This window comes from Acinetobacter sp. HY1485, from assembly GCF_027568475.1.
Lineage (GTDB): Bacteria > Pseudomonadota > Gammaproteobacteria > Pseudomonadales > Moraxellaceae > Acinetobacter.
Window position 1 is genome coordinate 1 of the sequence record NZ_JANKZG010000008.1, and the last position, 24,123, is coordinate 24,123.

The 24,123-nt window shown below is 39.7% G+C and carries 22 protein-coding genes, 1 pseudogene and 1 riboswitch; of the genes and pseudogenes, 11 read left to right on the forward strand and 12 right to left on the reverse strand.

The window, feature by feature from the left end:
• A partial coding sequence (locus PCI70_RS09370; RefSeq protein ID WP_269915074.1) for an ESPR-type extended signal peptide-containing protein occupies positions 1–5,438 on the reverse strand: 5,438 nt, incomplete at its 3' end.
• Between the two features lie 339 nt (positions 5,439–5,777).
• Here PCI70_RS09370 and dtd point away from each other — a divergent pair.
• Positions 5,778–6,215, forward strand: coding sequence for a D-aminoacyl-tRNA deacylase (dtd, locus tag PCI70_RS09375; RefSeq protein ID WP_269915075.1), 438 nt, complete (start codon positions 5,778–5,780; stop codon positions 6,213–6,215).
• A 39-nt stretch (positions 6,216–6,254) separates the two neighbouring features.
• Here dtd and PCI70_RS09380 read toward each other — a convergent pair whose 3' ends face one another.
• The 7 genes and pseudogenes from PCI70_RS09380 to serB form a co-directional block, all read right to left on the reverse strand.
• Positions 6,255–6,731: an SCP-2 sterol transfer family protein gene (locus tag PCI70_RS09380; protein ID WP_269915076.1), complete on the reverse strand. Its 477-nt coding sequence runs from the start codon at positions 6,729–6,731 to the stop codon at positions 6,255–6,257.
• 79 nt (positions 6,732–6,810) lie between these two features.
• Positions 6,811–7,770: a HesA/MoeB/ThiF family protein gene (locus tag PCI70_RS09385; protein ID WP_269915077.1), complete on the reverse strand. Its 960-nt coding sequence runs from the start codon at positions 7,768–7,770 to the stop codon at positions 6,811–6,813.
• A 9-nt stretch (positions 7,771–7,779) separates the two neighbouring features.
• Positions 7,780–8,541, reverse strand: coding sequence for a thiazole synthase (locus PCI70_RS09390; protein WP_269915078.1), 762 nt, complete (start codon positions 8,539–8,541; stop codon positions 7,780–7,782).
• 3 nt (positions 8,542–8,544) lie between these two features.
• Positions 8,545–8,742, reverse strand: a complete 198-nt coding sequence (gene thiS, locus PCI70_RS09395; RefSeq protein WP_269915079.1) for a sulfur carrier protein ThiS — start codon at positions 8,740–8,742, stop codon at positions 8,545–8,547.
• Positions 8,739–9,659, reverse strand: a complete 921-nt coding sequence (locus PCI70_RS09400) for an FAD-dependent oxidoreductase (RefSeq protein ID WP_269915080.1) — start codon at positions 9,657–9,659, stop codon at positions 8,739–8,741. The genes thiS and PCI70_RS09400 overlap by 4 nt, the downstream gene beginning before the upstream one ends.
• Positions 9,660–9,743: 84 nt before the next feature.
• Positions 9,744–9,854: riboswitch (TPP riboswitch) on the reverse strand.
• A gap of 102 nt (positions 9,855–9,956) precedes the next feature.
• The gene (gene aciT, locus PCI70_RS09405) at positions 9,957–10,277 is read right to left on the reverse strand and encodes an AciT family ciprofloxacin tolerance protein (protein ID WP_269915081.1); all 321 of its coding nucleotides are present in this window, start codon (positions 10,275–10,277) and stop codon (positions 9,957–9,959) included.
• A gap of 232 nt (positions 10,278–10,509) precedes the next feature.
• Positions 10,510–11,388: pseudogene (gene serB / locus PCI70_RS09410) on the reverse strand (phosphoserine phosphatase SerB); the annotation flags it as partial.
• Positions 11,389–11,671: 283 nt separating this feature from the next.
• Between serB and PCI70_RS09415 the strand changes: the two are divergent.
• From PCI70_RS09415 to glmS, 8 genes are all read left to right on the forward strand, one after another.
• Entirely contained in the window at positions 11,672–12,925 is a 1,254-nt protein-coding gene (locus PCI70_RS09415; RefSeq protein WP_269915082.1) for a hypothetical protein, read from the forward strand.
• A 227-nt stretch (positions 12,926–13,152) separates the two neighbouring features.
• A complete protein-coding gene (gene ribBA / locus PCI70_RS09420; protein ID WP_269915083.1) occupies positions 13,153–14,271 on the forward strand; it encodes a bifunctional 3,4-dihydroxy-2-butanone-4-phosphate synthase/GTP cyclohydrolase II in 1,119 nt (372 codons plus the stop codon).
• Positions 14,272–14,283: 12 nt separating this feature from the next.
• The gene (gene ribH, locus PCI70_RS09425; RefSeq protein WP_269915084.1) at positions 14,284–14,754 is read left to right on the forward strand and encodes a 6,7-dimethyl-8-ribityllumazine synthase; all 471 of its coding nucleotides are present in this window, start codon (positions 14,284–14,286) and stop codon (positions 14,752–14,754) included.
• A gap of 3 nt (positions 14,755–14,757) precedes the next feature.
• The gene (gene nusB, locus PCI70_RS09430) at positions 14,758–15,201 is read left to right on the forward strand and encodes a transcription antitermination factor NusB (protein ID WP_269915085.1); all 444 of its coding nucleotides are present in this window, start codon (positions 14,758–14,760) and stop codon (positions 15,199–15,201) included.
• Positions 15,202–15,215: 14 nt separating this feature from the next.
• Complete coding sequence (thiL, locus tag PCI70_RS09435) at positions 15,216–16,133, forward strand: thiamine-phosphate kinase (protein WP_269915086.1); 918 nt, start codon at positions 15,216–15,218, stop codon at positions 16,131–16,133.
• Positions 16,134–16,155: 22 nt separating this feature from the next.
• On the forward strand, positions 16,156–16,626 hold the full coding sequence (locus PCI70_RS09440; protein WP_269915139.1) for a phosphatidylglycerophosphatase A family protein: 471 nt from the start codon (positions 16,156–16,158) through the stop codon (positions 16,624–16,626).
• Between the two features lie 19 nt (positions 16,627–16,645).
• Positions 16,646–18,010 carry a bifunctional UDP-N-acetylglucosamine diphosphorylase/glucosamine-1-phosphate N-acetyltransferase GlmU gene (glmU, locus tag PCI70_RS09445; protein ID WP_269915087.1) on the forward strand — a complete coding sequence of 455 codons (1,365 nt, stop codon included), beginning with the start codon at positions 16,646–16,648 and terminating at the stop codon, positions 18,008–18,010.
• A 12-nt stretch (positions 18,011–18,022) separates the two neighbouring features.
• The gene (gene glmS / locus PCI70_RS09450) at positions 18,023–19,864 is read left to right on the forward strand and encodes a glutamine--fructose-6-phosphate transaminase (isomerizing) (protein ID WP_269915088.1); all 1,842 of its coding nucleotides are present in this window, start codon (positions 18,023–18,025) and stop codon (positions 19,862–19,864) included.
• Positions 19,865–19,903: 39 nt separating this feature from the next.
• Here glmS and PCI70_RS09455 read toward each other — a convergent pair whose 3' ends face one another.
• The 4 genes from PCI70_RS09455 to PCI70_RS09470 form a co-directional block, all read right to left on the reverse strand.
• Positions 19,904–20,863, reverse strand: coding sequence for a threo-3-hydroxy-L-aspartate ammonia-lyase (locus PCI70_RS09455; protein ID WP_269915089.1), 960 nt, complete (start codon positions 20,861–20,863; stop codon positions 19,904–19,906).
• A gap of 217 nt (positions 20,864–21,080) precedes the next feature.
• A complete protein-coding gene (locus PCI70_RS09460; protein ID WP_269915090.1) occupies positions 21,081–21,707 on the reverse strand; it encodes a helix-turn-helix transcriptional regulator in 627 nt (208 codons plus the stop codon).
• Positions 21,708–21,749: 42 nt separating this feature from the next.
• Positions 21,750–22,256, reverse strand: a complete 507-nt coding sequence (locus PCI70_RS09465) for a DUF1543 domain-containing protein (RefSeq protein WP_269915091.1) — start codon at positions 22,254–22,256, stop codon at positions 21,750–21,752.
• Positions 22,257–22,264: 8 nt separating this feature from the next.
• Complete coding sequence (locus PCI70_RS09470) at positions 22,265–22,879, reverse strand: LysE/ArgO family amino acid transporter (protein ID WP_269915092.1); 615 nt, start codon at positions 22,877–22,879, stop codon at positions 22,265–22,267.
• A gap of 91 nt (positions 22,880–22,970) precedes the next feature.
• Here PCI70_RS09470 and PCI70_RS09475 point away from each other — a divergent pair, with 91 nt between their 5' ends.
• Positions 22,971–23,861 carry a LysR family transcriptional regulator ArgP gene (locus tag PCI70_RS09475; protein ID WP_269915093.1) on the forward strand — a complete coding sequence of 297 codons (891 nt, stop codon included), beginning with the start codon at positions 22,971–22,973 and terminating at the stop codon, positions 23,859–23,861.
• A gap of 46 nt (positions 23,862–23,907) precedes the next feature.
• A complete protein-coding gene (locus PCI70_RS09480; RefSeq protein WP_269915094.1) occupies positions 23,908–24,057 on the forward strand; it encodes a hypothetical protein in 150 nt (49 codons plus the stop codon).
• Positions 24,058–24,123: the final 66 nt, after the last annotated feature.

A 24,123-nucleotide genomic window follows, 5' to 3' on the forward strand; every position in this document is an offset into this window, starting at 1 on the left:
TTACCATTACCATCATCAGCGGTTACGCTATCAAATGTTGAGTTACGGTCTTGCATCACCACCAAGTTGCCATCGGCATCTGTGGTGGTTTTGATATTGTCTGCACTGTACTGGTCATCTGCTTTGGTGCCTGTGCCTTTAACAGTCAGTGTCTCGCCAAGGTTTTTATGAACCACATCGCCACTGTTGGCTGCAAAGTTAAGACCACGCTGTGTCACTGTGCCATCTAAGTTAGAAGTTGCTTGTAATACTTGACCTTCTGTCGCTGCACGGTCAGTTTGTACTGTTGATGAATCCCAATTGGTATTGGTTAAACCTGTTACCGTACCTTGTTGTCCATTAATGACAACAGGGTTTGCACCTTGTCCAACTGTAATGGTATCTGCACCCACAGTGGTTTTGGTTTTGCCATTGTCAACTGTAGTGCCTGACGCTGTGGTTGTGGTGGTATTGGTCCCATCTGTTAAACTGGTTGTTTTAGCACCATAATTTGCTGTATTTCCTGATGCATCTTTAACAGTCGTGCCTGATGTATTTAGAACCGTACTATTACCATTACCATCATCAGCGGTTACGCTATCAAATGTTGAGTTACGGTCTTGCATCACCACCAAGTTGCCATCGGCATCTGTGGTGGTTTTGATATTGTCTGCACTGTACTGGTCATCTGCTTTGGTGCCTGTGCCTTTAACAGTCAGTGTCTCGCCAAGGTTTTTATGAACCACATCGCCACTGTTGGCTGCAAAGTTAAGACCACGCTGTGTCACTGTGCCATCTAAGTTAGAAGTTGCTTGTAATACTTGACCTTCTGTCGCTGCACGGTCAGTTTGTACTGTTGATGGATCCCAATTGGTATTGGTTAAACCTGTTACCGTACCTTGTTGTCCATTAATGACAACAGGATTTGCACCTTGTCCAACCGTAATGGTATCTGCACCCACAGTGGTTTTGGTTTTGCCATTGTCAACTGTAGTGCCTGACGCTGTTGTTGTGGTGGTATTAGTCCCATCTGTTAAACTGGTTGTTTTAGCACCATAATTTGCTGTATTGCCTGATGCATCTTTAACAGTCGTACCTGATGTATTTAGAACCGTACTGTTACCATTACCATCATCAGCGGTTACGCTATCAAATGTTGAGTTACGGTCTTGCATCACCACCAAGTTACCATTGGCATCTGTTGTAGTTTTGATATTGTTTGCACTGTACTGGTCATCTGCTTTAGTGCCTGTGCCTTTAACAGTCAGTGTCTCGCCTAGTTTTTTAGATACTGTATTCCCTGAGTTTCCTGTAAACGACAACCCCTTATTTGTTAAAGTAGTTGATAATGTATCTAATTGCTTTTTATTGACCGCATCTGTGTCTTTTTGACCAGCAGCAACATTACTTACAGTTGTATTATTTGCATTAATGCCCGTTTGAGTGATGCTTGGGCCATTATTAATGCTCAGACCATCAGAAGTAATTGCAGTATTGCCCACTTGTACACTATCAAGATCTAAATCTCGTTTGAGATTATATTTAATAGTGTTACCAGTTTTAGTAACTTCTAAATTCTTTTCCCCGTCTACTGTACCGATATCAATCGTATCACCAGCTTTTATAGTTGTTCCATATGCACCATTTGTAAATAAATCAAATCCTTGATCTAATTTGCTAATCGCATCACCAACATTATTAACACTTGCACCATTTACTGTGTATGTTGGACTTGAAATAGTACCTGTTGATGAATTATAAGTTGCACCGCCACCTAAATTAGCTGCTGTGCTAGTACCCAAGTTATTGTTCTTTGTGTCACCTGATTTTGTTGCCTGATCCAACTGGTTTTTGTTAACTGCATCAGTTGAATTAGTGCCCGCTGCAACATTTGTAATTTTTGTATTATTTGCATCAATACCAGATGTAGTTATGCTTGGGCCATTCGTAATTTTTAAACCATTTGTATCAAGCTTACTGTTACCTGTTGTAATGCTATCAAAGCTTGAGTTTTTGTCTTGCATGATAACAATGTTGCCATTGTCATCTGTTCTGGTTTTGATATTTTTTGCACTATATTCCGTTGCATCTTTTTCACCCTCACCCACAATACCTAGCGTTTCGTCTAGGTTTTTATGCAACGCATTACCCGTATTCGCTGTAAAGTTTAAGCCTTTATTACTTAAAGTATTTGCAATACTGTCAAGTTGACCTTTGTTCACTGCATCTGTACTTGATGTTCCATCAGCAAGATTAGTGATCTGGGTATTATTTGCGTTAAGCCCAGATTGAGTAATACTTGGTCCATTAGCAATCGCTAAACCATTTGTACTTAATGTTGTATCACCTGTTTTAATGCTATCAAATGTAGAATTTTTATCCTGCATGACAATAATATTGCCATCGCTATCTACGGTGGTTTTTATGTTATCTGCACTGTACTGATCATCAGTTTTTGTACCACTACCTTTGATCGTGAGCGTTTCACCTAGCTTTTTATTAACTGCTATACCCGTATTCCCAGTAAAGCTTAAGCCTTTATCTGCGGTCGCTTGTGCAGCTGTGACATTTTCGTTCGTTTGATTAAGTTGACTTCCTGTTACTGCATCTGTTGAAGTTGAGCTTAATTCTCCATTTGCAATATTTGAAACAGTTTGACCACCACCACTAATACCAGACTTCGTTACAGATGGACCATTATCAATTACTAAACCATTTGTACTTATTACCGTGTCACCAGCAGTTACACTATCAACATCTAATGTTCTACTTAAAGAGTACTTGATATTATTGCCTGATTTATCAACAACTAAGTTCTTTTCACCATCTGCCGTACCAATATCAACAGTATCGCCTGCTTTAACCGCAGCAGATTGGTTACCATTGCTTTGTAAATTCCAACCTTTATCTAAAGCAGTAATTGCATCACCAACATTATTAACACTTGTACCATTTACACTATAAATTGGATTAGAAATTTTTCCAGTTGTTGCATCATACGTTGCTCCACCACCTAAACCACTTGCTGTACTATTTGCTAAGTTTGTTGCGCTGTCTTTAGCTGCCTGTTCAACCGTCGTCAATTGACTTTTGTTTACTGCGTCATTGTCATCTGTGCCATTAGCAAGGTTGGTAATTTTTGTACTATTTGCATTAATACCCGACTTTGTAATGCTTGGCCCATTGGTGATACTTAAGCCATTACTGCTTAGCACGGAATCACCCGTTGTAATACTATCAAATGTCGAATTTTTATCCTGCATGACAACAATATTGCCACTACTGTCTACAGTTGTTTTAATGTTATTGGCACTGTACTGATCATCAGTTTTTGAGCCATTACCTTTAATGGTAAGTGTTTGGCCTAACTTTTTATTAACTGCTGTACCTGTATTACCAACAAAACTTAAACCTTTATCTGCTGTCGCTTGTGCAGCAGTTGCAGCATTTTGTGCTGCTGTTACATTTTGATTTGTTTGATTGAGCTGCGTGCCGTTCACTGCATCTGTAGATGTAGAACTTAAAGCACCCGCTGCAACATTACTAATTGTTTTATTTGCTGCGCTAATACCTGATGAGGTAACAGATGGTCCATTTGCAATTGTTAAACCATTGTTGTTTAAAGTGCTATTACCTGCAACCACACTTGTTACATTTAAATTAGGATTTAAGCTATAATCAATGGTATTACCAGACTTACTCACAACAATATTTTTTTCACCACTTGCAACACCAATATCAACGGTATCACCAGCTTTTACAGCAGCAGCATTTGCACCATCTGTTTGTAATGTCCAACCTTTATCTAAAGCTGTAATTGCAGCCCCTACATTTGTAACATTTGAACCATTTACACTATAACTTGGTGCCGTCACTTTACCAGTTGTTGTGTCTAATGTTGAACCACCACCTAGATTAGTTGCCGTACTTGTTCCTAAGTTATCAGCATAGGTCTTTACTTTTTTTAGCTGTGCCACGTTTACTGCATCAGAATCATTAGTACCTGCTGCAAGCCCTGAGATTTGACGCGTTATATTATTACTTGTATCGCCCACTGCTACAGCAGCTTGTGTTGATTTCCATGTATTGGTTGTATCTGTTGTTGCTTTGCCTGTAATTGGATCATAGCCTGCAACGCCTGATGCAACATTAGAAACAGAGTTTGTACCAATAGCAACACCACCAGCTTGAGTTGCTTTTGACCCTGTACCAATGGCTGTACCATTTGCAGATGCACTAGAACCACTACCAATAGCTGTGGCATTTTCACCTGTTGCTTGTGCCCCACCACCCGATGTACTGCCAGAACCGATAGCCGTTGCATTAGTACCCGATGAAGTTGAATTAATACCAACAGCAATACTGCCTTGTTGAGATGCGTTAGAAACCGCACCAATTGCTAAAGCGCCTTTCCCTGTAGACTGAGAATTCGTTCCCAAAGCAACTGAGGCATCACCAGATGCATTTGCAGTTAAACCCAATGCAGATGCAAATGCACCTTTTGCACTAGATTGAACACCTACAGCTGTACCACCTTCGCCTGCCTCTGTAGCAACATAATTTGACTTTGTTAAAGTTTTACCTGTAATTGCTGTAAAGGTACTACCCGATGAATCAATAACGCTATTAACATCATCACCACCAATTACAACACTAGAATTACCCGTTGCTTTTACATCATTACCAATAGCAACTGATTGATCTCCTGGAGCTTTTGCTTGACTACCAATTGCAACAGACTGTCCGTTTGTTTTTGATGAAGAAGAAGGTGCTGTGGATGCACCCTCACCAATAGCAACCGAACGTGTAGTACCTGTAGTATCTGTATTTAAACCTATTGCTACTGAACTGGTTGTTGCAGATTTTGAATTTGTACCCATTGCAATTGAGTCACTACCAGAGGCAACTGCTGTTTTACCAATTGCTGTACTATTGGCACCTGAAGCGGTAGAGTCTTGTCCTATCGCAACTGCACTAGCACCGGAGCTTGTAGTTCCTGCACCTGTTGCTATAGCTCCAACACCACTTGCTAAACTATCAATACCTGTTGCAACAGCCCATTTTGCTGCAGAAGCATTAAAACCAAACGCAGCTCCTCCATCACCTGTGGTATTTGCTAAAGCACCATAAGCAGTAACCGCTAAATTATTATTTCCATTAGCACTACAGCCAATTACTGTAGAGTAAGTTCCACTACCATCTGTTGCTTGCGCTTTAGTTCCATTTATTGTTCTAGAATAAACAACTTGTGTTGTACCTGCTGCACAACTTGCCGAACCATTTAAAGTTACATTGGCTATGTTAGCAGAAGCTTGTGGTGCAAATGTAATCGACATCACCGTAGTGAGTGTTCCCATTACAACGGTTTTTGTTGTTTTCTTATGAGATTTTCCTAGTTCAGATGCCACAACCCAAGCACCTAACGTTGCGTTCCATATTACTTTATATATTTTGTTCATATTTTGATTTCCAAACGTATCGTTTTTTATATATTACGTATCTTGCTTATATAACATAAAAATACAAAAATCAGCGCCTAAATCTACAAAATCAATCCTTTATTCTTAAGTAAAATTAACTAGAGTTATGATTTTTTTAGACAAAAATTATGTTAACAAATGTAAATTTTGAGACGATTTTGATATTCATTTTTACTGACATTATGAATAAAAAATATTTTCTGATTTCATAATTGCTTTAAGTGATTATAAAAACATGTACATTACAAAAATATTAATCGTTTATAATTTTATTTAACCGTTATAATTTTTTGTATTTTTTATTAAGTTTTAAATATTATGCGTGCTTTATTACAACGAGTTTTAGAAGCTCAAGTTTTAGTTGATCAACAAAATATTGGCGAAATTAAAACAGGGATTTTGGTCTTTTTAGGAATTAGCCAAACAGACACTTTAGAAACAGGCAAAAAGCTGATTGATAAGATTTTAAAATACCGTATTTTTGATGATGAACAAGGCAAGATGGGATGGAATATTCAACAAGCACAAGGTGAAATTTTACTTGTTTCTCAATTTACGTTAATGGCAAAAACACAAAAGGGGTTACGTCCAGATTTTGGTGATGCAATGCCACCTCAAGAGGCAAAAATGCTGTATGACCAAATTGTCGAATACACCAAAACAAGATATCCATATGTTGCCACAGGTATTTTTGGTGCAGACATGAAAGTCCATTTAGTTAACGATGGACCTGTTACATTTAATCTAGAAATATAAAAAAAGCCCTATCAATATAGGGCTTTATAGTAAATAGGATTAACCCATTTTTTTACGAATAAATGCACGAACACGTTTTACTTTGCTGTCTAACGCAGATGGTAATTTCGGCGGCAATAAACGTGCGACTTTACTAAACCAAACTAACAACGAAAAATCGCCTTCCATTTTAATCGAACCATCTTGAATACCTGTCATAAAGGCAGAAGGTTCGCCTTTCATCAGCGTTTTTACACCATGGTCACTATCTTTAAAGGTCAGTACTAAATCGGCAAGTTGAGGTGTTCCCACTGCGGTATCAATTTTACCTTCGTTCACAATAATTTGACGTGACATACCTGCTTGCGTGCTAATTTGTAGACGAATTTGGCGGTCGTGCGATAGCTCGATAAATTTAGGATTTGTTTTTGCTAATTGTTTCATTCTTAAAACAATTGCAGCCACCAAAACATCTAAAGGATCGGTTGTTAAGTTAATGATAGGTAATTTAACAACTGGAATACGTGAAAGATTCATACGGGACAAGCCTATTATAGTTTTGCTCATTTACCTATTATCCTAGCATATTCACAGTTTGTATCGTTAAATTTTGTCTTTACTCGCCCATTGCCAAAACTGCAATGTTTTGATGACCTTGCTGTTGAAGCTGGCTTGCCAATTTTAAAGCACGCACCCCTTGTTTACATACCAAAACAAGCCGTTTTTGAGGTAAGTTCAAATCAATTGTATCTTGCAAAGATACTTTGATTGAATAATCTACACACGGTGCTGTCAATAATTCTTGGTTACTACGTAATTCAATCACAAAGTCATGTGGTGTTAATGCTGTACTATCAATAAAAGAAATAATCTGCTCAGGTTCTTCTGCTCGCTTAAAACTCATTTTGGTATTTTGCCAAGTCACAAAGTCAAACTTAAACAATTGCCCTAATACACTAGGCTGAAAATCTAATAAAAGACTCAAGGCTATCTGTGCCTGCATTGCACCTACCACCGCCACAGCAGACCCCATCACCCCTTGGGTGTTACAGTTTCCAGATTGCTGAGGAGTATGTGGAAAAACAGCTCGATAACTTGGTACATCTTTACAAAACGCTCCCACATATCCATGACGCTCAATCACCGATGCACTGACCAACGGTAGATCTGCATTTACACAGGCATCTGATAAAACATAAGTGGTCACAAAATTATCTGCGGCATCCACTACCAAGTCGATGTTATTTAAAGCGGTTTGCACATTAGATGGTAATAGTCGTGTTTGATAGATATCAATGTCTACACTTGGATTTAACGCATGTAATGCTTGCCATGCTGCCTGTACTTTGGGTAATCCAACATCCGTCATTTTATATAAAGTTTGACGGTGTAAGTTACTTTCATCGACTTGGTCGGCATCATAAATGCGGATATACCCCACACCAGCACCCACCAATAAAGGAAGCACTTGGCAACCCAAACCACCTGCACCAACCACCAATACACGTGCTTTTTGAAGTTTTTCTTGTCCTTGCTCGCCAATTTCTACAAGCTGAGTTTGTCTGCTGTAACGCATAATGGTGTCCTAAAAAAGGTCTGCTAAACCATAAGCAGGGGTAGATGCATGTGCCATATCTCGTTTTGGCATTAAACCTGCTTCATATGCCATTCGCCCTGCCACAATGGCATGTTTAAACGCATCTGCCATTTGAATGGGGTCTTTTGCTTTTGCCACAGCGGTATTGAGTAACACAGCATCAAAGCCCATTTCCATGACTTGAGTGGCTTGGCTTGGTGCACCAATTCCTGCATCTACAATTAAGGGAATATCCGAAAAATAAGCACGAATTGCACGTAACCCCTCAATATTACGAAGCCCTTGCCCCGAACCAATGGGCGATGCCCACGGCATTAAAACCTTACAACCGACTTGAACCAATTTTTCGGCAAGTACTAAATCTTCTGTGGTATATGGAAAAACTTGAAAACCCTCTTCACATAAAATACGTGCAGCCTCTACCAAACCAAATGGATTGGGCTGTAATGTGTCTGCGTGTCCAATCACCTCAAGTTTAATCCATGGCGTATCAAATACTTCTCTTGCCATATGGGCGGTGGTTACTGCTTCTTTTACACTATAGCACCCTGCCGTATTGGGTAAAATTTTGGTATTGGCTTGCTGTAAGAGTTGCCGAAATTGCGCGCCACCCGCCATACCTTCACGGCGTAAACTGACGGTAATAATTTGCGTTTGTGAGGCTTGGATAGACTGCTCAAGAATATGCGGAGATGGATAGCCTGCCGTACCCAATAAAAGGCGTGACTGTAATGGAAAATCATACAACATGGCTTAACCTCCCTGCATGGGTGCAACAACTTCAATTTTCATGTTGTCTTCTAATTGTGTTTCTTCATAACAACGGCGTGGCACAAAATCGCCATCAATGGCACTTGCCACACAGGTAATATCAATGGATTGCTCAAGCAAAAAGTCTTTTAAGTTAGAACATGCGGTATTGATGCTTTGCCCATTTAAAACAATATTCATATATTTCCCTTAATCAATTGCACCAATTTTTCTGCCATGATGGGCGCAAGTAAAAAGCCATGTCGGTACATCCCATTCACAAAATAGGTGCCGTTTTTAAACTCAATATCAGGTAAGTTATTTGGAAACGATGGGCGTAAACCTGTGCCTGTCTCAAGTATTTTTGCCTCTGCAAACGCAGGATTTAACATATATGCCGATGTCAGCAATTCGAGCATCGCTCTTACGCTAATTTTGCCTGCATCTTGGCTTTCTAACATGGTTGCCCCCAACATAAACTTACCCTCAGCACGAGGCACTAAGTAGCAGGGAAAACGAGGATGTAAAAAACGAATCGAGCGTGAAAACTCAATATCAGAGGTCTGTAAAATACACATCTCCCCACGCACTGCACGTAGGTTTGGTAGCTCATCTGCAGATGCCATACCACGGCAATCGATCACAGTGCCTTTAGGTTTTCCCTGATGAAACTCAACGCCTTGTTGTATTAAATTTGTCCGTAGCTGTTGTAAAGCCAAACGTGGGTCTAAATGCGCCTCATCTGCAAAAAATAAGCCCTTTTCAAAATGATCAGCCACATCAGGCTCAATACTTTGCGGTTTTACCCATCTGTGTGCTTGCGTCATTTGAGCAAAGCGATGCAGTTCTTGCGTATCGCGTTGAGGAGCAACCACCAATGTGCCATTTTTTTGCACTGTACCAAGTTGTTGTTGCCACCATGCAATTGCTTTTAAACCTAGTTCTGTGACTTCAGCAGGTGCGCTCTCTGCCTCGCAATACGGTGCAAGCATACCGCCTGCCCAATGTGATGCGGCTACAGTATCTGAGGTAATCACCTCACACTTTTCGCCTTGTTGGGTTAATGCAGTTGCAACACATAGTCCTGTTACGCCACTGCCTAAAATAGACCATGTCATTACAGGTACCACGCATCAAATAAAAAATACATGTGGGTGTCTCGTCAATGAGACCCATGATAATGGAGGGACGGCACCGCCTTTAAAGGCAGTGTTTTGTCTTCCTACGCCAGTATCAACTGGGTCAGGTTCAAAGGGTCGCTAACCAATTTTTAGCCTCTCAGTCTTGATGGCAAGACTCCCCCGACACGTTGGCATAAGTGAGCTATACCAACACTTTGGATTGCTTCACAGGCAATCCTTGCTTAAAAAATTATCAATTCTGAGATAGAGTGTCAAATCAGTTTGAATTGATCATTAGGCTTTTTCATCATCACACACAGGTGTATGTTCAATAAATTGCCGTTTGGCTGCTGTTTTTTGCGAGAGCTTATCTAAATACAACAAAAGCCCCATCATTAAGCCTAAAGAAAGTATGACTGAGAACAGATAACTGTTAATGACCGACAATTCAAATATAAATTGTACCCCAAAACGAATGGCTTCTACCGCACTCCAAAAAACCATCCCTGCTGCCAAAAAGCTAAGCCAATGGCGATGGGGTGAAACAAATACAGCGACAAGCGCAATTCCTATCAGACTCAATCCCACAATGCTGGCAAAATGTGCTGTTAGCATAAAACCTCCACATGTGAAAGAAATCGCAAAAGGATGAAAGTGAAATTCACTTTTTATTTCTTCTTGCTAGTGGCATTATGCAAAAAATATCCCGAAAAAAAAGGGTATTTCTTATCTAAAACGACACAGCTTGTCGCTTTAAATATTTCTATTTTGTTAAAGCATGGTAGGCAAAAGCGTTGCCACTGTTTTATCTAATCATTGATTTATTCGGTTAGCTTTATCGCTTAATTTAGGCTTGTGCATTGAGTAAATCTAAAACACCATCTAACCCAACATAAGATAATGTTTGTTTGGCTTGCTCACGTACCAACGGTTTAGCATGGTACGCCACACCTAAATTGGCAAGTGCCAACATGGGTAAGTCATTTGCACCATCACCCACTGCTACCACTTGCTCAAGGGCAATATTTTGTTGGTTGGCAATCTGTTGCAGTAAAAATGCTTTTCGTGCGCCGTCTACAATGGTACTCGTTACCTCGCCCGTTACCTCGTTATCAACAACATTTAAGGTATTGGCATGAACTTCATCAATACCCAATTTTTCTTGTAAGAAACGCGCAAAATATTCAAACCCACCCGACAAAATGGCAGTGTGATATCCCTGCTGTTTTAATGTTTTAATCAGACGTTCTGCACCTTCATTGATGGTTAAGCGCGATGCTATTTTAGCTAACACATCCGTATTTAAGCCTTTTAACAGTGCCACACGCGCACGGAAACTTGCATCAAAATCAAGCTCACCTTGCATGGCACGCTCTGTAATTTCGGCAACTTGTTCGCCAATACCTGCTTCTTTTGCTAACTCGTCAATCACCTCTTGCCCAATTAAAGTTGAATCCATATCAAAGCAAACTAAACGGTGTGGCAAGGTTGTAAATGTTTGTACGGCTAAATCAATATGATGGGTATTTGAAAAACTTAAACACAATGTTCTTAATTGCTCAATGGGTAATGCAGACGTAACTTCAAAATAACTCACCTGATATGGTGTTTGACTTGCCCACTGTTTTACATTGTTTGATTGAATATCATATTGCTGAAATAAGGTATCAACCGCTTGATGATGCTCGGCTGTTAAATGACGTCCAATCAAGGTAAAAATATAGCGAATGTGTTCCATACGATTTTAATCTTCTTCCAATGTAAACAAGCAAGGGGTATGCTAAAATAACACTTAACATTACCCACAATAAAGTCATGTGTTTTTCACTTTACTTCACAATGTGGCTGATCAACAATCTAAAATTAAAAAAACTGCACTTGTTGTAAGTTCCAAGTCTTTTTTTTAAAAAAATAGAACATAAAGATGATGTTATTACATTGACTCACAAGAACGTGGCAACTATGGTTATCATCATCAAAAACGAAACAAATTGCCTTGGAAATTTACCTTGAATGCACCTAGACAAGGGCTATTTGCTAGCCTGCTGATTGTAAGTTTTGCACTACAAACGGTCTTATTGGTTATTGCAACCACCCATCAGTTACAAGAGAACCGTACTAATCAGGGACAACTCATGACCAGTCAGCTTGTGACTGACAGTTTGCATGAAATGGAACCTGCCAATACCGTTTCTTTGGCACTGCTTACCAACCGTTATGCAACCAATCCTAGTGTGGCATCTATCCGAATTTTAAGTGCGACCAATCAAGTATTATCACAAAGTGGTATGGAGCAAACCCGTACAGGTGATGTTTTTACCCGTGATGCGCTTCAAAATGACCGTAAAGTTGGGCGTGTTGAAATTACACTGATTAAACCAAGTTTAGGCGAAATTTTACGTACCGAATGGCTTGCCATTTTTGCATCTTTAATTTTACATGCATTGTTGTGGTTAGCTTACCGTGCAATTGCACGTCCAAGCCGTAGCGAATATCTAGCGCGCTTACAACACGATGCATCATTACATGCAAAAATCCAAGAGCTTACCGACGCGTTAGAACAAGAAAAACAGGCTAGCGTTCTAGCAGTAAACGAAGCACAACAACCACAACCCAAGCAACTCACTAAACCTACTTTTGTACCAAACGAACATAGTATTGCGCTTAATATTCAGTTTTATGATCCTAAACAACTGCTCAGTTCAGTGAGTCAGTCTGTGGCTGTGCCGTACTTTAATTTATGCCAACTCTTTTTAGAAAAAAGTATCGAACTATGTAGCGCACATTACCGTATAGATAGCAGTTTAATTGAGCAATTAGGCACATTCGATCAAAATGGCATTACTTTAAGTGTGGACGCAAAAAATCCAAACGTTGCAGAATGCTTGATTATGATTGGGAACGTCTTTCAGGTACTTTCAGAAGTCCTTTACAAACGCTACCGTGAAGAAAAACGTTTTGTACTACAAACACGCTGTGCCACTGCCAATATGGTAGAAGATATGCAACTTGATGCCGTACAAGCAGCAACGCGTCTTGCACAATCTTTAAGTGCCAAAGAAAGTGCGTTGTACCTAAACGCAACATTGCTTAAAAAACTAAGCGATCATTACAAACTGATTAACTTTCCAAATCCAAGCAATCTACTCACACGCCATGCCTATATTATCTCAGGCATGAGCGAAGCCTATGTAGAGCGTGTCGAAGCCTTTAGAACCGATATTTTAAAAGGCAAAAAACCCAAACAAAATACCTTTAAATAAGCCTCTAGACCCAACATTATGTTGGGTCTTTTTTTACTTATCATTGCATATTTGAAACACACAACAACAGCAAGCCCCCTTTTAAAAGCCCCTTATTTGTTTTATCTTGAAATGAGTAATTGCAAACACCTATCGAAACATAGGCAAAAGTTTGCAAAAATTGCTAAAATAACCAAAGAACACAGCCCGCGTAGGAACGCGTGCGCAATCAAATTAAGGTGAAGTTGATGTCGCTCAATACAGTTGAAGAGCTCGTCGAAGATATTCGTGCAGGCAAAATGGTCATTTTAATGGATGACGAAGACCGTGAAAACGAAGGCGATCTTGTGATGGCTGCCACGCATGTTCGTGCAGAAGATATCAACTTTATGATTACGCATGCTCGTGGTTTAGTTTGTTTAACACTTAGCCGAGATCGTTGTCAGCAATTAAACTTACCCCTGATGGTAGATGCAAACGGCGCACAGCACGGTACTAACTTTACCCTATCTATTGAAGCGGCAGATGGGATTACCACAGGTATTTCTGCTGCCGAGCGTGCCCATACCATCCGTACTGCGGTGGCAGCCCACGCTAAACCAAGCGACATTGTACAACCGGGGCATATTTTTCCACTTATGGCGCAACCAGGTGGTGTATTGCACCGCGCAGGACATACCGAAGCAGGCTCTGATTTATCACGCCTTGCAGGCTTAGAACCCGCCTCTGTAATCTGTGAAATTATTAAAGAAGACGGCACAATGGCACGCCGTCCAGATCTAGAAAAATTTGCCGAAAAACATGGTCTAAAAATTGGTACAATTGCTGACTTAATTCATTACCGCATGACGAATGAACAAACCGTTGAGCGTTTAAGCCAAGAAAGTATTGAAACCGAATACGGTAACTTTGAACTTTATCGCTATAAAGAACAAGGTAACCCAGAAACCCATTTAGCCTTGGTTAAAGGTGAGCCAAAGCAAGGTGTGACCACTGTGCGTGTGCATGGCTTTAACCCTACACGCGACTTACTACGCTTAAAATCGGCAGGTAATGAAGCACAATGGAACTTTGATCAAGCGTTAAAAACCATTGCACAAAGTGAACGTGGTGTATTGGTTTGGATTGGTCAGCAACACCAAACCGATTTAGGCACTGCCATTGATGCGTTAACGGTACAAAAAACAGGTAAAGCCAATGCGGCACTATCTAAGCAGTACCAAACCACAGGCGTTGGTGCTCAGATTTTAAAAGACTTAGGCGTTGAGCAAATGAAACTTTTAAGCTCCCCTTTACGTTTTAATGCATTATCTGGTTTTAATTTAGAAGTGGTAGAATACATTTCTGCCGATCAAATCACTGATTAATCGAGGTTGTCTATGGCTATTCGCCGTATTGAAGGTCTACTCCATCTCGCGAGCGAAGGACGTTATGCGATCTTAGTTGCGCGTTTCAACAGTTTTGTCGTTGAACATCTTTTAGAAGGTGCAATCGACACATTAAAACGTCATGGCGTTGCTGAAGAAAATATTACTGTTATCCATGCACCTGGTGCGTGGGAACTTCCTGTTGTTGCTAAAAAATTAGCAAACACTTCATCTTATGACGCCATTATTGCGCTTGGTGCCGTAATTCGTGGTAGCACACCTCATTTTGACTTTGTTGCAGGTGAATGTGCAAAAGGCTTAGGCGTGGTTGGTTTAGAATCAAGCTTGCCTGTGATCAATGGTGTTTTAACCACAGACAGCATTGAACAAGCCATTGAACGCTCTGGCACAAAAGCGGGCAATAAAGGTAGCGAAGCTGCCCTTACTGCTATTGAAATGGTTAACTTGTTAAAGGCAATTTAATCGATGTCACAAACACAACAAGCAGTTTATGCTGCTAAACGTAAAGCACGCCGTTTTGCAGTACAAGGTATTTATGAATGGCAAATGAGCCAAAACCCTGTACACCAAATCGAAGCTCGTACACGCACTGAAAATGCAATGCACAAAGTAGATTTAAGCTACTACCACGAGCTTTTAACACAAGTTGTAGAAGACTCTGACGTATTAGATGAGCTTCTGAAACCTGTATTAGACCGTGAAATTAGTGCATTAGATGGTGTTGAATTGGCAACATTACGTTTAGGTGCATACGAACTTCGTGACCATGCAGAAATTCCATATCGCGTTGTTTTAGATGAAGCGATTGAGCTTGCTAAACATTTCGGTGGTGCAGACAGTCACAAATATGTAAACGGTGTACTTGACCGTTTAGCACAAACACTACGTCAAGCTGAAAAGCAAGCATAAGCTAGGCGTACTGTATGGCTGAATTTTCGATTATTGATCGTTACTTTAAAACAGCAACGCAATCTAATGTATCGCTTGGCATTGGTGATGATTCAGCCGTACTGACCCCACCTATTAATCAACAATTGGTCATCTGTACAGATACCCTTGTTGCAGGGCGCCACTTTCCTTTATCAACCACGCCTCATGCCATTGGTTATAAAAGTGTTGCGGTTAATTTATCTGATATCGCAGCAATGGGTGCCACTCCACACAGTATTTTACTTGCCATTAGTGCACCACAACTCACCGACACATGGCTTGAAGAATTTAGCCGTGGACTTGCAGATTGTTGTAATCCATATAATGTACAACTTATTGGTGGTGATACCACACAAAACCCAACTCTCACTATTACAGTCACTGCGCTTGGCTGGATTGAACACAACCAAGCCATTACCCGTGCAGGTGCAAACGTAGACGATTTCATTTGTGTCAGTGGTACTGTGGGCGACGCGGCTTTTGGTTTACAACATTTAGGGCATTCATTACAACAACGCCTTGATTATCCAACACCACGCTGTGAACTTGGGCAACAACTCAAAAACTACGCATCAAGTATGATTGACGTTTCTGATGGTTTAGCACAAGATTTAGGACATATTTTAAAAGCATCCCATGTAGGTGCTATTTTAGATTTAGAACACTTACCTTTAAGCGACACCTTGCAACAACTTACCCCTCAAGAACAATGGCAATATGCACTTGCAGGTGGTGATGATTACGAATTATGTTTTACTATTTCGCCTGAAAACTATAAAAAATTAATGCAACAACATCCACAAACCCAAATCAGTGTAATTGGGAAAATTCAAAAAAATACTGGCTTAATATTTCAACACCAAAATAAAACAATAGATTTAGACTTACACGGATACCAACACTTTGCATAAACCTTCACTTAATTTCCAAGCAATGTCTTGGTATGACCGTTTTATTGTGTTTTGTGGCGTGGGCTTTGGTTCAGGGCTCATGCCTAAAGCACCGGGTACGTGGGGGTCTGCGTTTGCATTACTGTTTATTCCTCTGTGGTTAATCAGCGGATTTACCCTGTCTGTCATTCTTATTACCATCATGTCGGTCGTGGGTATTTATATTTGTGACCATACTGCCAAAATTATGAATGTGCATGATGATGGACGCATCGTTTGGGATGAATTTGCAGGACAATCCATTACGCTTTTGCCTTTAATCTATTTTAATCTAATTGATATAAAATGGTCATTGATTGCCTTTGTGCTATTTCGAATTTTTGATGTATGGAAGCCTTGGCCTATCCGTGTTGCAGACCAAAAAGTAGCAGGTGGCTTTGGCATTATGCTGGATGACCTCATTGCAGGGGCATGGGCAGCACTGTGCATTATTGTTTATCTATGGCTTGTATAAGCCTATTTGTAGGGTAACTATGTCAACAACTGTGATTATTTTAGCAGCGGGTAAAGGTACTCGTATGCGTTCCCACCTCCCTAAAGTATTACAACCTTTGGCAGGGCAACCACTCCTTGGACATGTGATTGAAACGTCTAAACAATTACATGCACAAAATATCATTACGATTTTTGGGCATGGTGGTGATTTAGTTAAAAATACCTTTGCTCAAGAAAATATTGATTGGGTTGAACAAACCGAACAACTTGGTACAGGTCATGCAGTACAAATGACGCTTCCTATACTGCCTCATACAGGTACATCACTAATTTTATATGGCGATGTACCTCTTGTACGCAAAGAAACATTAGAACAACTGCTTAATGCCACCAAAGAAACAGGCATTGGCATGATTACACTCAATGTTGAAGACCCAACAGGTTACGGGCGTATTGTCCGCACCAATGGCAAAGTACAAGCCATTGTTGAGCATAAAGATGCGTCAGACGAACAACGTCAGATTAAAGAAATTAACACAGGCATTTACTGCGTTGAAAATGCAAAATTACATCAATGGCTTCCTCGTCTATCTAACAATAACGTGCAAGGTGAATATTATCTGACGGATATTGTAGAAATGGCTGTACAAGACGGTTTAGAAATTGCATCGATTCAACCACAACAAGCCTTTGAAGTAGAAGGTGTGAATGATCGGGTACAACTTTCTGCATTAGAGCGTGAGTTTCAAAAACAGCAAGCACTTACTTTAATGCGTGAAGGTGTCACCCTCACAGACCCAAACCGTTTTGATTTACGTGGTTCTGTTAAAGTGGGGCAAGATGTCAAAATCGACATCAACGTGATTATTGAAGGTCATTGCGAGCTAGGCGATTTTGTAGAAATTGGTGCAGGCTGTGTACTTAAAAGCACTAAAATTGCATCGGGCACAAAAGTACAACCGTATAGCGTATTTGACTCGGCTGTTGTAGGTGAAGATACGCAGATTGGTCCTTTTGCTCGCTTACGTCCGGGGGCTGTACTTGCCAACGATGTGCATATTGGTAACTTTGTAGAAGTAAAAAACTCAACACTTGGACAAGGTTCTAAAGCCAATCACTTTACATATTTAGGTGATAGCCAAGTGGGTACAGGCTGTAACATTGGTGCAGGTACCATCACATGTAATTATGATGGTGCAAATAAGCACAAAACCATTATTGGCGACCATGCATTTATTGGTTCTAATAGTTCGCTTGTTGCCCCTGTTCAGATTGGCAACTATGCAACCATTGGGGCAGGCTCTGTCATTACACGCAATGTAGCAGACCATACGCTTGCTTTTGAACGTGCACAACAAACCGAAAAAGCAAACTATCAACGCCCTCAAAAGGCTCAGAAATAAGAGGTAAGATTTATGTGTGGTATTGTGGGTGGCGTTGCCGAAAGAAATATCAGTGATATCTTAATTGAAGGTTTGAAGCGTTTAGAATACCGTGGCTACGACTCGGCAGGTTTGGCTGTGATCCATCATAATCAAATTTTCCGTGAACGCCGTGTCGGTAAAGTGGTGAATTTAGAGCAAGCAGTAAAAGAACATGCTGTTGTGGGTAATACAGGCATTGCACACACACGTTGGGCAACGCATGGCAAACCAACCGAAGCCAATGCACATCCACATACTTCAAATAAAGTGGCTGTGGTACACAATGGTATTGTAGAAAACTACGCAGAACTAAAAGAAGAATTAGAGCAATTAGGTTATGTGTTTAGCTCACAAACAGATACCGAAGTGGTTGCCCATTTAGTATGTGAAGCACTAAAAACACATACCACGTTACTCAGTGCCGTACAAAGCGTTGTACCTCGTTTAAAAGGTGCATTTGCCTTGGGTATTGTCCATGCCGATTTTGCAGATGAGCTCATTACCGTACGTGAAGGCTCACCATTGGTGATTGGTGTGGGTATTGGCGAGCATTTTATTGGTTCTGACCAACTTGCGTTATTGCCCATTACCAATCGCTTTATGTATTTAGAAGAAGGTGATATTGCACGTTTAACACGTACTAGTGTAGAGGTGTTTGCCCATGGTAACCAACTTGTAGAACGCCCTGTAAAAGAATTAGATGCAACGGTTAGCACTGCATCTAAAGGCGAATATAAGCACTACATGCTTAAAGAAATTTACGAACAACCTGAAGCGATTCAGCAAACGATTTCTCAAGCACTTAACGGCAATGCGTTGCGTGATGACTTTTTACAACTTGCCGAAGCTGATTTTGCCAAGATTCAACAAATTCAAATTATTGCCTGTGGTACAAGTTACCACGCAGGGATGATTGCAAAGTATTGGTCTGAACAACTCATTGATGTGCCATGCCAAGTAGAAATTGCAAGTGAGTTCCGTTATCGCTCGCCTGTCATTATTGATGGCACACTTTATATTTGCATCTCTCAATCAGGAGAAACAGCAGATACGTTAGCAGCACTGCGTGATACACAAAAACGTGCTGTTGCAAAAGGTGTCAATATTGCAACTATGACCATTTGTAATGTCGCAACCTCATCTATGGTACGTGAAACAGACCATCATTTACTTACGCTTGCAGGTCCTGAAATTGGTGTGGCATCTACCAAAGCATTTACCACACAGCTTGCTGCTTTAATGTTGTTATTGCTTAAAATTGGGCATGTAAAACAACGCTTATCCGCAACACAAATTGCCGATATTACAAGTGAGTTATGGCATTGTCCAAAAGTGCTTTTAGATACGCTACAACAAAATAATGAAATTTTACGTCTTTCTGAATTGTTTGTAGAAAAGCAACATTGTCTATTTTTAGGTCGTGGAACGCATTATCCAATTGCACTTGAAGGTGCATTAAAACTCAAAGAAATTTCGTATATTCATGCAGAGGGTTATGCCGCAGGCGAGCTTAAGCATGGTCCACTTGCATTGGTTGATAACGACATGCCTGTGGTAATTTTAGCGCCTAAAGATGATATGTTAGATAAATTAAAATCGAACATGGAAGAAGTACAAGCGCGTGGCGGAGAGCTGTTTGTATTTGCAGATGAACACAGCGGTGTTAAAGGCAAAGAACGTCAGCATGTGGTGAGTATCCCAAGTGTAAACGAGTGGTTAGCCCCAATTGTTTACAGTATTCCTGTGCAGTTATTGTCTTATCATGTGGCTGTATTACGTGGTACAGATGTGGATCAACCACGTAACTTAGCTAAGTCGGTTACAGTAGAATAAAACTAAAAACCCCAATCAAATGATTGGGGTTTTTAATATTTAAGATGCAAGTAATGTTGCATAACGTACTAAATCAATATTGCCACCTGTAATCATACACCCGACACGTTTGCCTTGAAGTTTCGCTTTATTTTTAATAATCGCTGCAAGCCCTAAGCAACCCGTAGGCTCAACCACTATTTTCATACATTCAGCAAAAAAGCGCATGGCGTCTTTAAGTTCATCATCACTTACGGTATCAATGGCTTGCACATGGGTTTGAATAATTGGAAATGTTAGCTCACCTAAATGTTGAACCTGTGCGCCATCAGCAATGGTTTGTGGGGTATCAATATGAATAATCTTGCCTTGTTTAAGGGATTGTTGACCATCGTTCCCTGCTTGCGGTTCTACGCCAAACACTTGGCAATCAGGTTGCAATGCATGTGCAGAAAGTAGGGTACCTGCAAGTAATCCACCGCCACCCAACCCTACAAATAAATAGTCTAACTGTGCCACTTCTTCAAATAACTCTTTTGCAGCCGTTCCCTGTCCTGCAATCACATCGGCATGGTCGTAAGATGGAATCAATGTCATTGATTTTTCTTGAGCAATCTGTTGCCCAATTTGCTCTCTATTTTGTGTATAACGATCATAAAAAATAACAGTAGCACCATAACCTTGAGTCGCTTCTACTTTTGTTTTAGGTGCATCTTGAGGCATTAAAATGATAGCAGGTATATTTAAAATTTGAGCTGCCAAAGCAATACCTTGAGCATGATTACCCGATGAAAACGCAATAACCCCATTTTGTTTTTGTTCTTTAGTGAATTTAGATAAGGCATTAAATGCACCTCTAAATTTAAATGCACCTACTCGTTGCAAATTTTCGCATTTAAAAAAAACTTCACATCCTAATCTTTCATTTAAAGTGCGTGATGTTAGTACAGGGGTACGATGTGCCACACCCTGAATATGTTGTGCTGCATCTTGCACATCTTGATAGGTTGGTAATCGCATCTTAATCTCCTTATCTAATATTTACAATTTATTCATTTTTGGACATTTTGTAAACTTTAAATTTTGTACGATGCGAAAAAACTATATATCCCTTTGATATCCTGAATAAATTACAGTTGAGGCTTCAATTAGGTTTAAAGCCAATTTAAATAAGCAATAGATTGCTACTTTTGTTTTAAGTATTTGATGGATATTAAATATAGATCAATCATAAAATTTATTTTAAATAACCATACACACTGGTTCTAGACACACCTAATGTTTGAGCAATGGTATCTATTGATAAGCGAATATCTAAAAAACCATGTTGTTTAAGTTCTTGTAATAGTTGTTTTTTTTGCGGGGTTTTTAAGGCTTGTACAGTCGTTGCTTGTTTAACAGCAAATTTTTGTATGTATTGTTGGAGGTCTTCTAAAGTAAGCGTATAAAGCGTTTCTTTCTGTTCAGGTTGTTCAAAAGCCGTGAGCTGACTTAGCATCTGCTGTGCTGTGGTAAATACCGATATATCAACATTCATACAAAATGCCGCAACATAATTGCCTGCTTCATCTTTAATCCCTACCGATGTGCTTTTAAGTTGGCGTCCATCGGCAAGTTTATTGGGATAATTTGCCACAATTTGCGGATATTTGGCATCAGCTTGGCGTGCTTGCCCTAACGCTGTCAGTGCATCTTTAGATTGACGATTAGATAACGGATTATAAATCGTATAAATCCCCGAATTTGGCTCGGTTAGATCATGCACCACCACTTCGCAAAAAGGTTTAAACGTACGGCTTAAACCTTCTGCAATGGCACTGAGTTGCTCAAGCAAATGTTGCTGTTGTTTGTGATTTTGCGTCATTCAAATATCAAAAATTGTGGTCATTTTTGTATTTTAAACTGTTTAACCAATCACAATATAGTCATTCTTAAAGGTATTTTGGCTATATGTACCTTCTATCAAATGTATGTATTTTTGGTCTATTAAACTCAGTTCAATACATTCATCTACATCTACCACAGCATCGGTATGTGGTTTATACCAATGTTGTTCGATGGCTTTTTTGCCTTGTACTTTGGCATCGGTTTTATTATGTCCTGCAACTACTAAGTATTTATGTACCTCGCCAAACTCGCTTGCAACATAAGCACCTAAGTTAATTAGATAAGGTTTAAGCGTTGAGGCTGAAGGTTGATCTGAAATCTGAACTTGATAAGCCACACAATCATGCTCTACCCCATGAATGGTCATCCAACCATCAATATGCATACCTTTAGGTGTACCAAACCACTGTTTTTTAAGGGTGTCATAGGCTTGGCTTATTTCTTCACAAATTACAGCACGTACGTCATGTACTTCAACATTAGCGCGCTCGTGTTTTCCACCTAACAATACAATATGTAGTTTCATCAATATCCCTATTTAAATATTAAAATTCCTGCAAGTATCAACATCATACAGGCAATGCCTGCATCTATAAAACGCCACATAATTGGTTTATTTAAGTAAGAGGCTAATTTTTGTGCACTCCAACCTAATAAACTAAACCAAACGACCGATGCTGTAATCGCACCTATATTAAACAACAAGGGTGATTTTTGTTGTGCCCCTAAAACACCTAAAAGCACCACCGTATCTAAATATACATGCGGGTTAAGAAGTGACACTGCCAATACAATTTTAATGGCGGTGGTTTTGCTCATCATTTGCGTGCCTGTAACGTGTAAGGCATGTTGTGAGGCACATGCATTTTTTAATGCATTAAAGGCATACCACAATAAAAAAATAACCCCACCCCAACGTGTAATCTCTAATAAAACTGGATGTTGCTGAATAAAATGCCCTAACCCCATCACACCTAAAGTAATTAGAAGTACATCACATAAAATACATAGTCCTATGCTTAATGCCACATGTTGGCGTTGTAAACCCATTTTAATGATGTGTGCATTTTGAGTACCAATAGCAATAATTAAGCTTGCGCCCATCATAAAACCTTGTATTAAAGATGCTGTCCACATAAGCCGTTTCATCTTGTTAAAAAGCTGATTATGCTTAAATGAAATCTCTTTTAAATAAAACTAAGAAAGACTAAGCTAACCTAAATATAATTTAGGGTATGTAATGTTAGACGCAAAGCAGTGTGATGCCTTTTTAGCCGTTATTGAGACAGGAAGTTTTGAACAAGCGAGTTTACAATTACATGTCACTGCATCTGCGATTTCATTACGTATTCAAAGTTTAGAACAAGATTTGGGACAAGTTTTATTACTCAGAGAACGTCCCTGCAAACCCACGCATGCAGGGCAAACCTTACTCACACATCTCAAAAAAATTCGCTTACTTGAGCAAGATTTAAAATCTGAATTTAATGGCAAACTTGATCAATCAGATTTTTTTAAAGCTTCTATTGCCACCAATGCAGATACGCTTGCAACGTGGCTTTTACCTGCACTTGCCAAGGTACTCATTCAAGAAAATATTATTTTAAATTTGCATGTAGATGATCAAACTCAAACGCATCATTTATTACAAAGTGGGCAAGTCAATGCTTGTATTTCAACCAAACCTCATACCATGCAAGGATGCAAGGTTCATTTTTTAGGATCAATGCGTTATCAGATGGTGGCGTCTAAAGTTTTTATAAAAAAGTGGTTTCCTCAAGGGCTTAACCGTGAAGCATTAAGATATGCACCTGCTGTTATTTTTAATGATAAAGACCATATGCACCATGAAATTTTATTACAGCATTTTGGTTTACTTAAAACGGCATATCCATATCATCTTATTCCATCGTCTGAGTCTTTTGTACAGGCTGTAGAATATCATTTAGGTTATGGCATGGTACCTGAATATCAGTTGCAGTCTACATCGCTTCAAGTGTTAGACCCAACGTTAAGCATAGAAGTAAGTTTGTATTGGCATCATTGGCAAACGCAATCTTTAAAAATGCAGACCATCACAAAATATATTCAAAAGTACTGTGCGCAAAACCTCAACCACATTCATTTTTAAACCTTAATTCTTTTTTATGATGTCTTTTTAGTTTGAGCGATATATCATGAAAAAAATAATAGGCAGTTTGCTTCTTGTTACTACCTTAATGAGTACAGGTTGTTGTTTGCTTGACCCATTTTGGTTAGGAGGTCCACACGGTGGTGGCGGTGCGCCACATGGCGAAGGTGGTCCACGCGGTGGCGGTCCTCGTTAAATTTAAAGGCTTGTTATTTAACAAGCCTTTTTTAATTGGCTCTGATATAAACATGAAAAGTGGCTC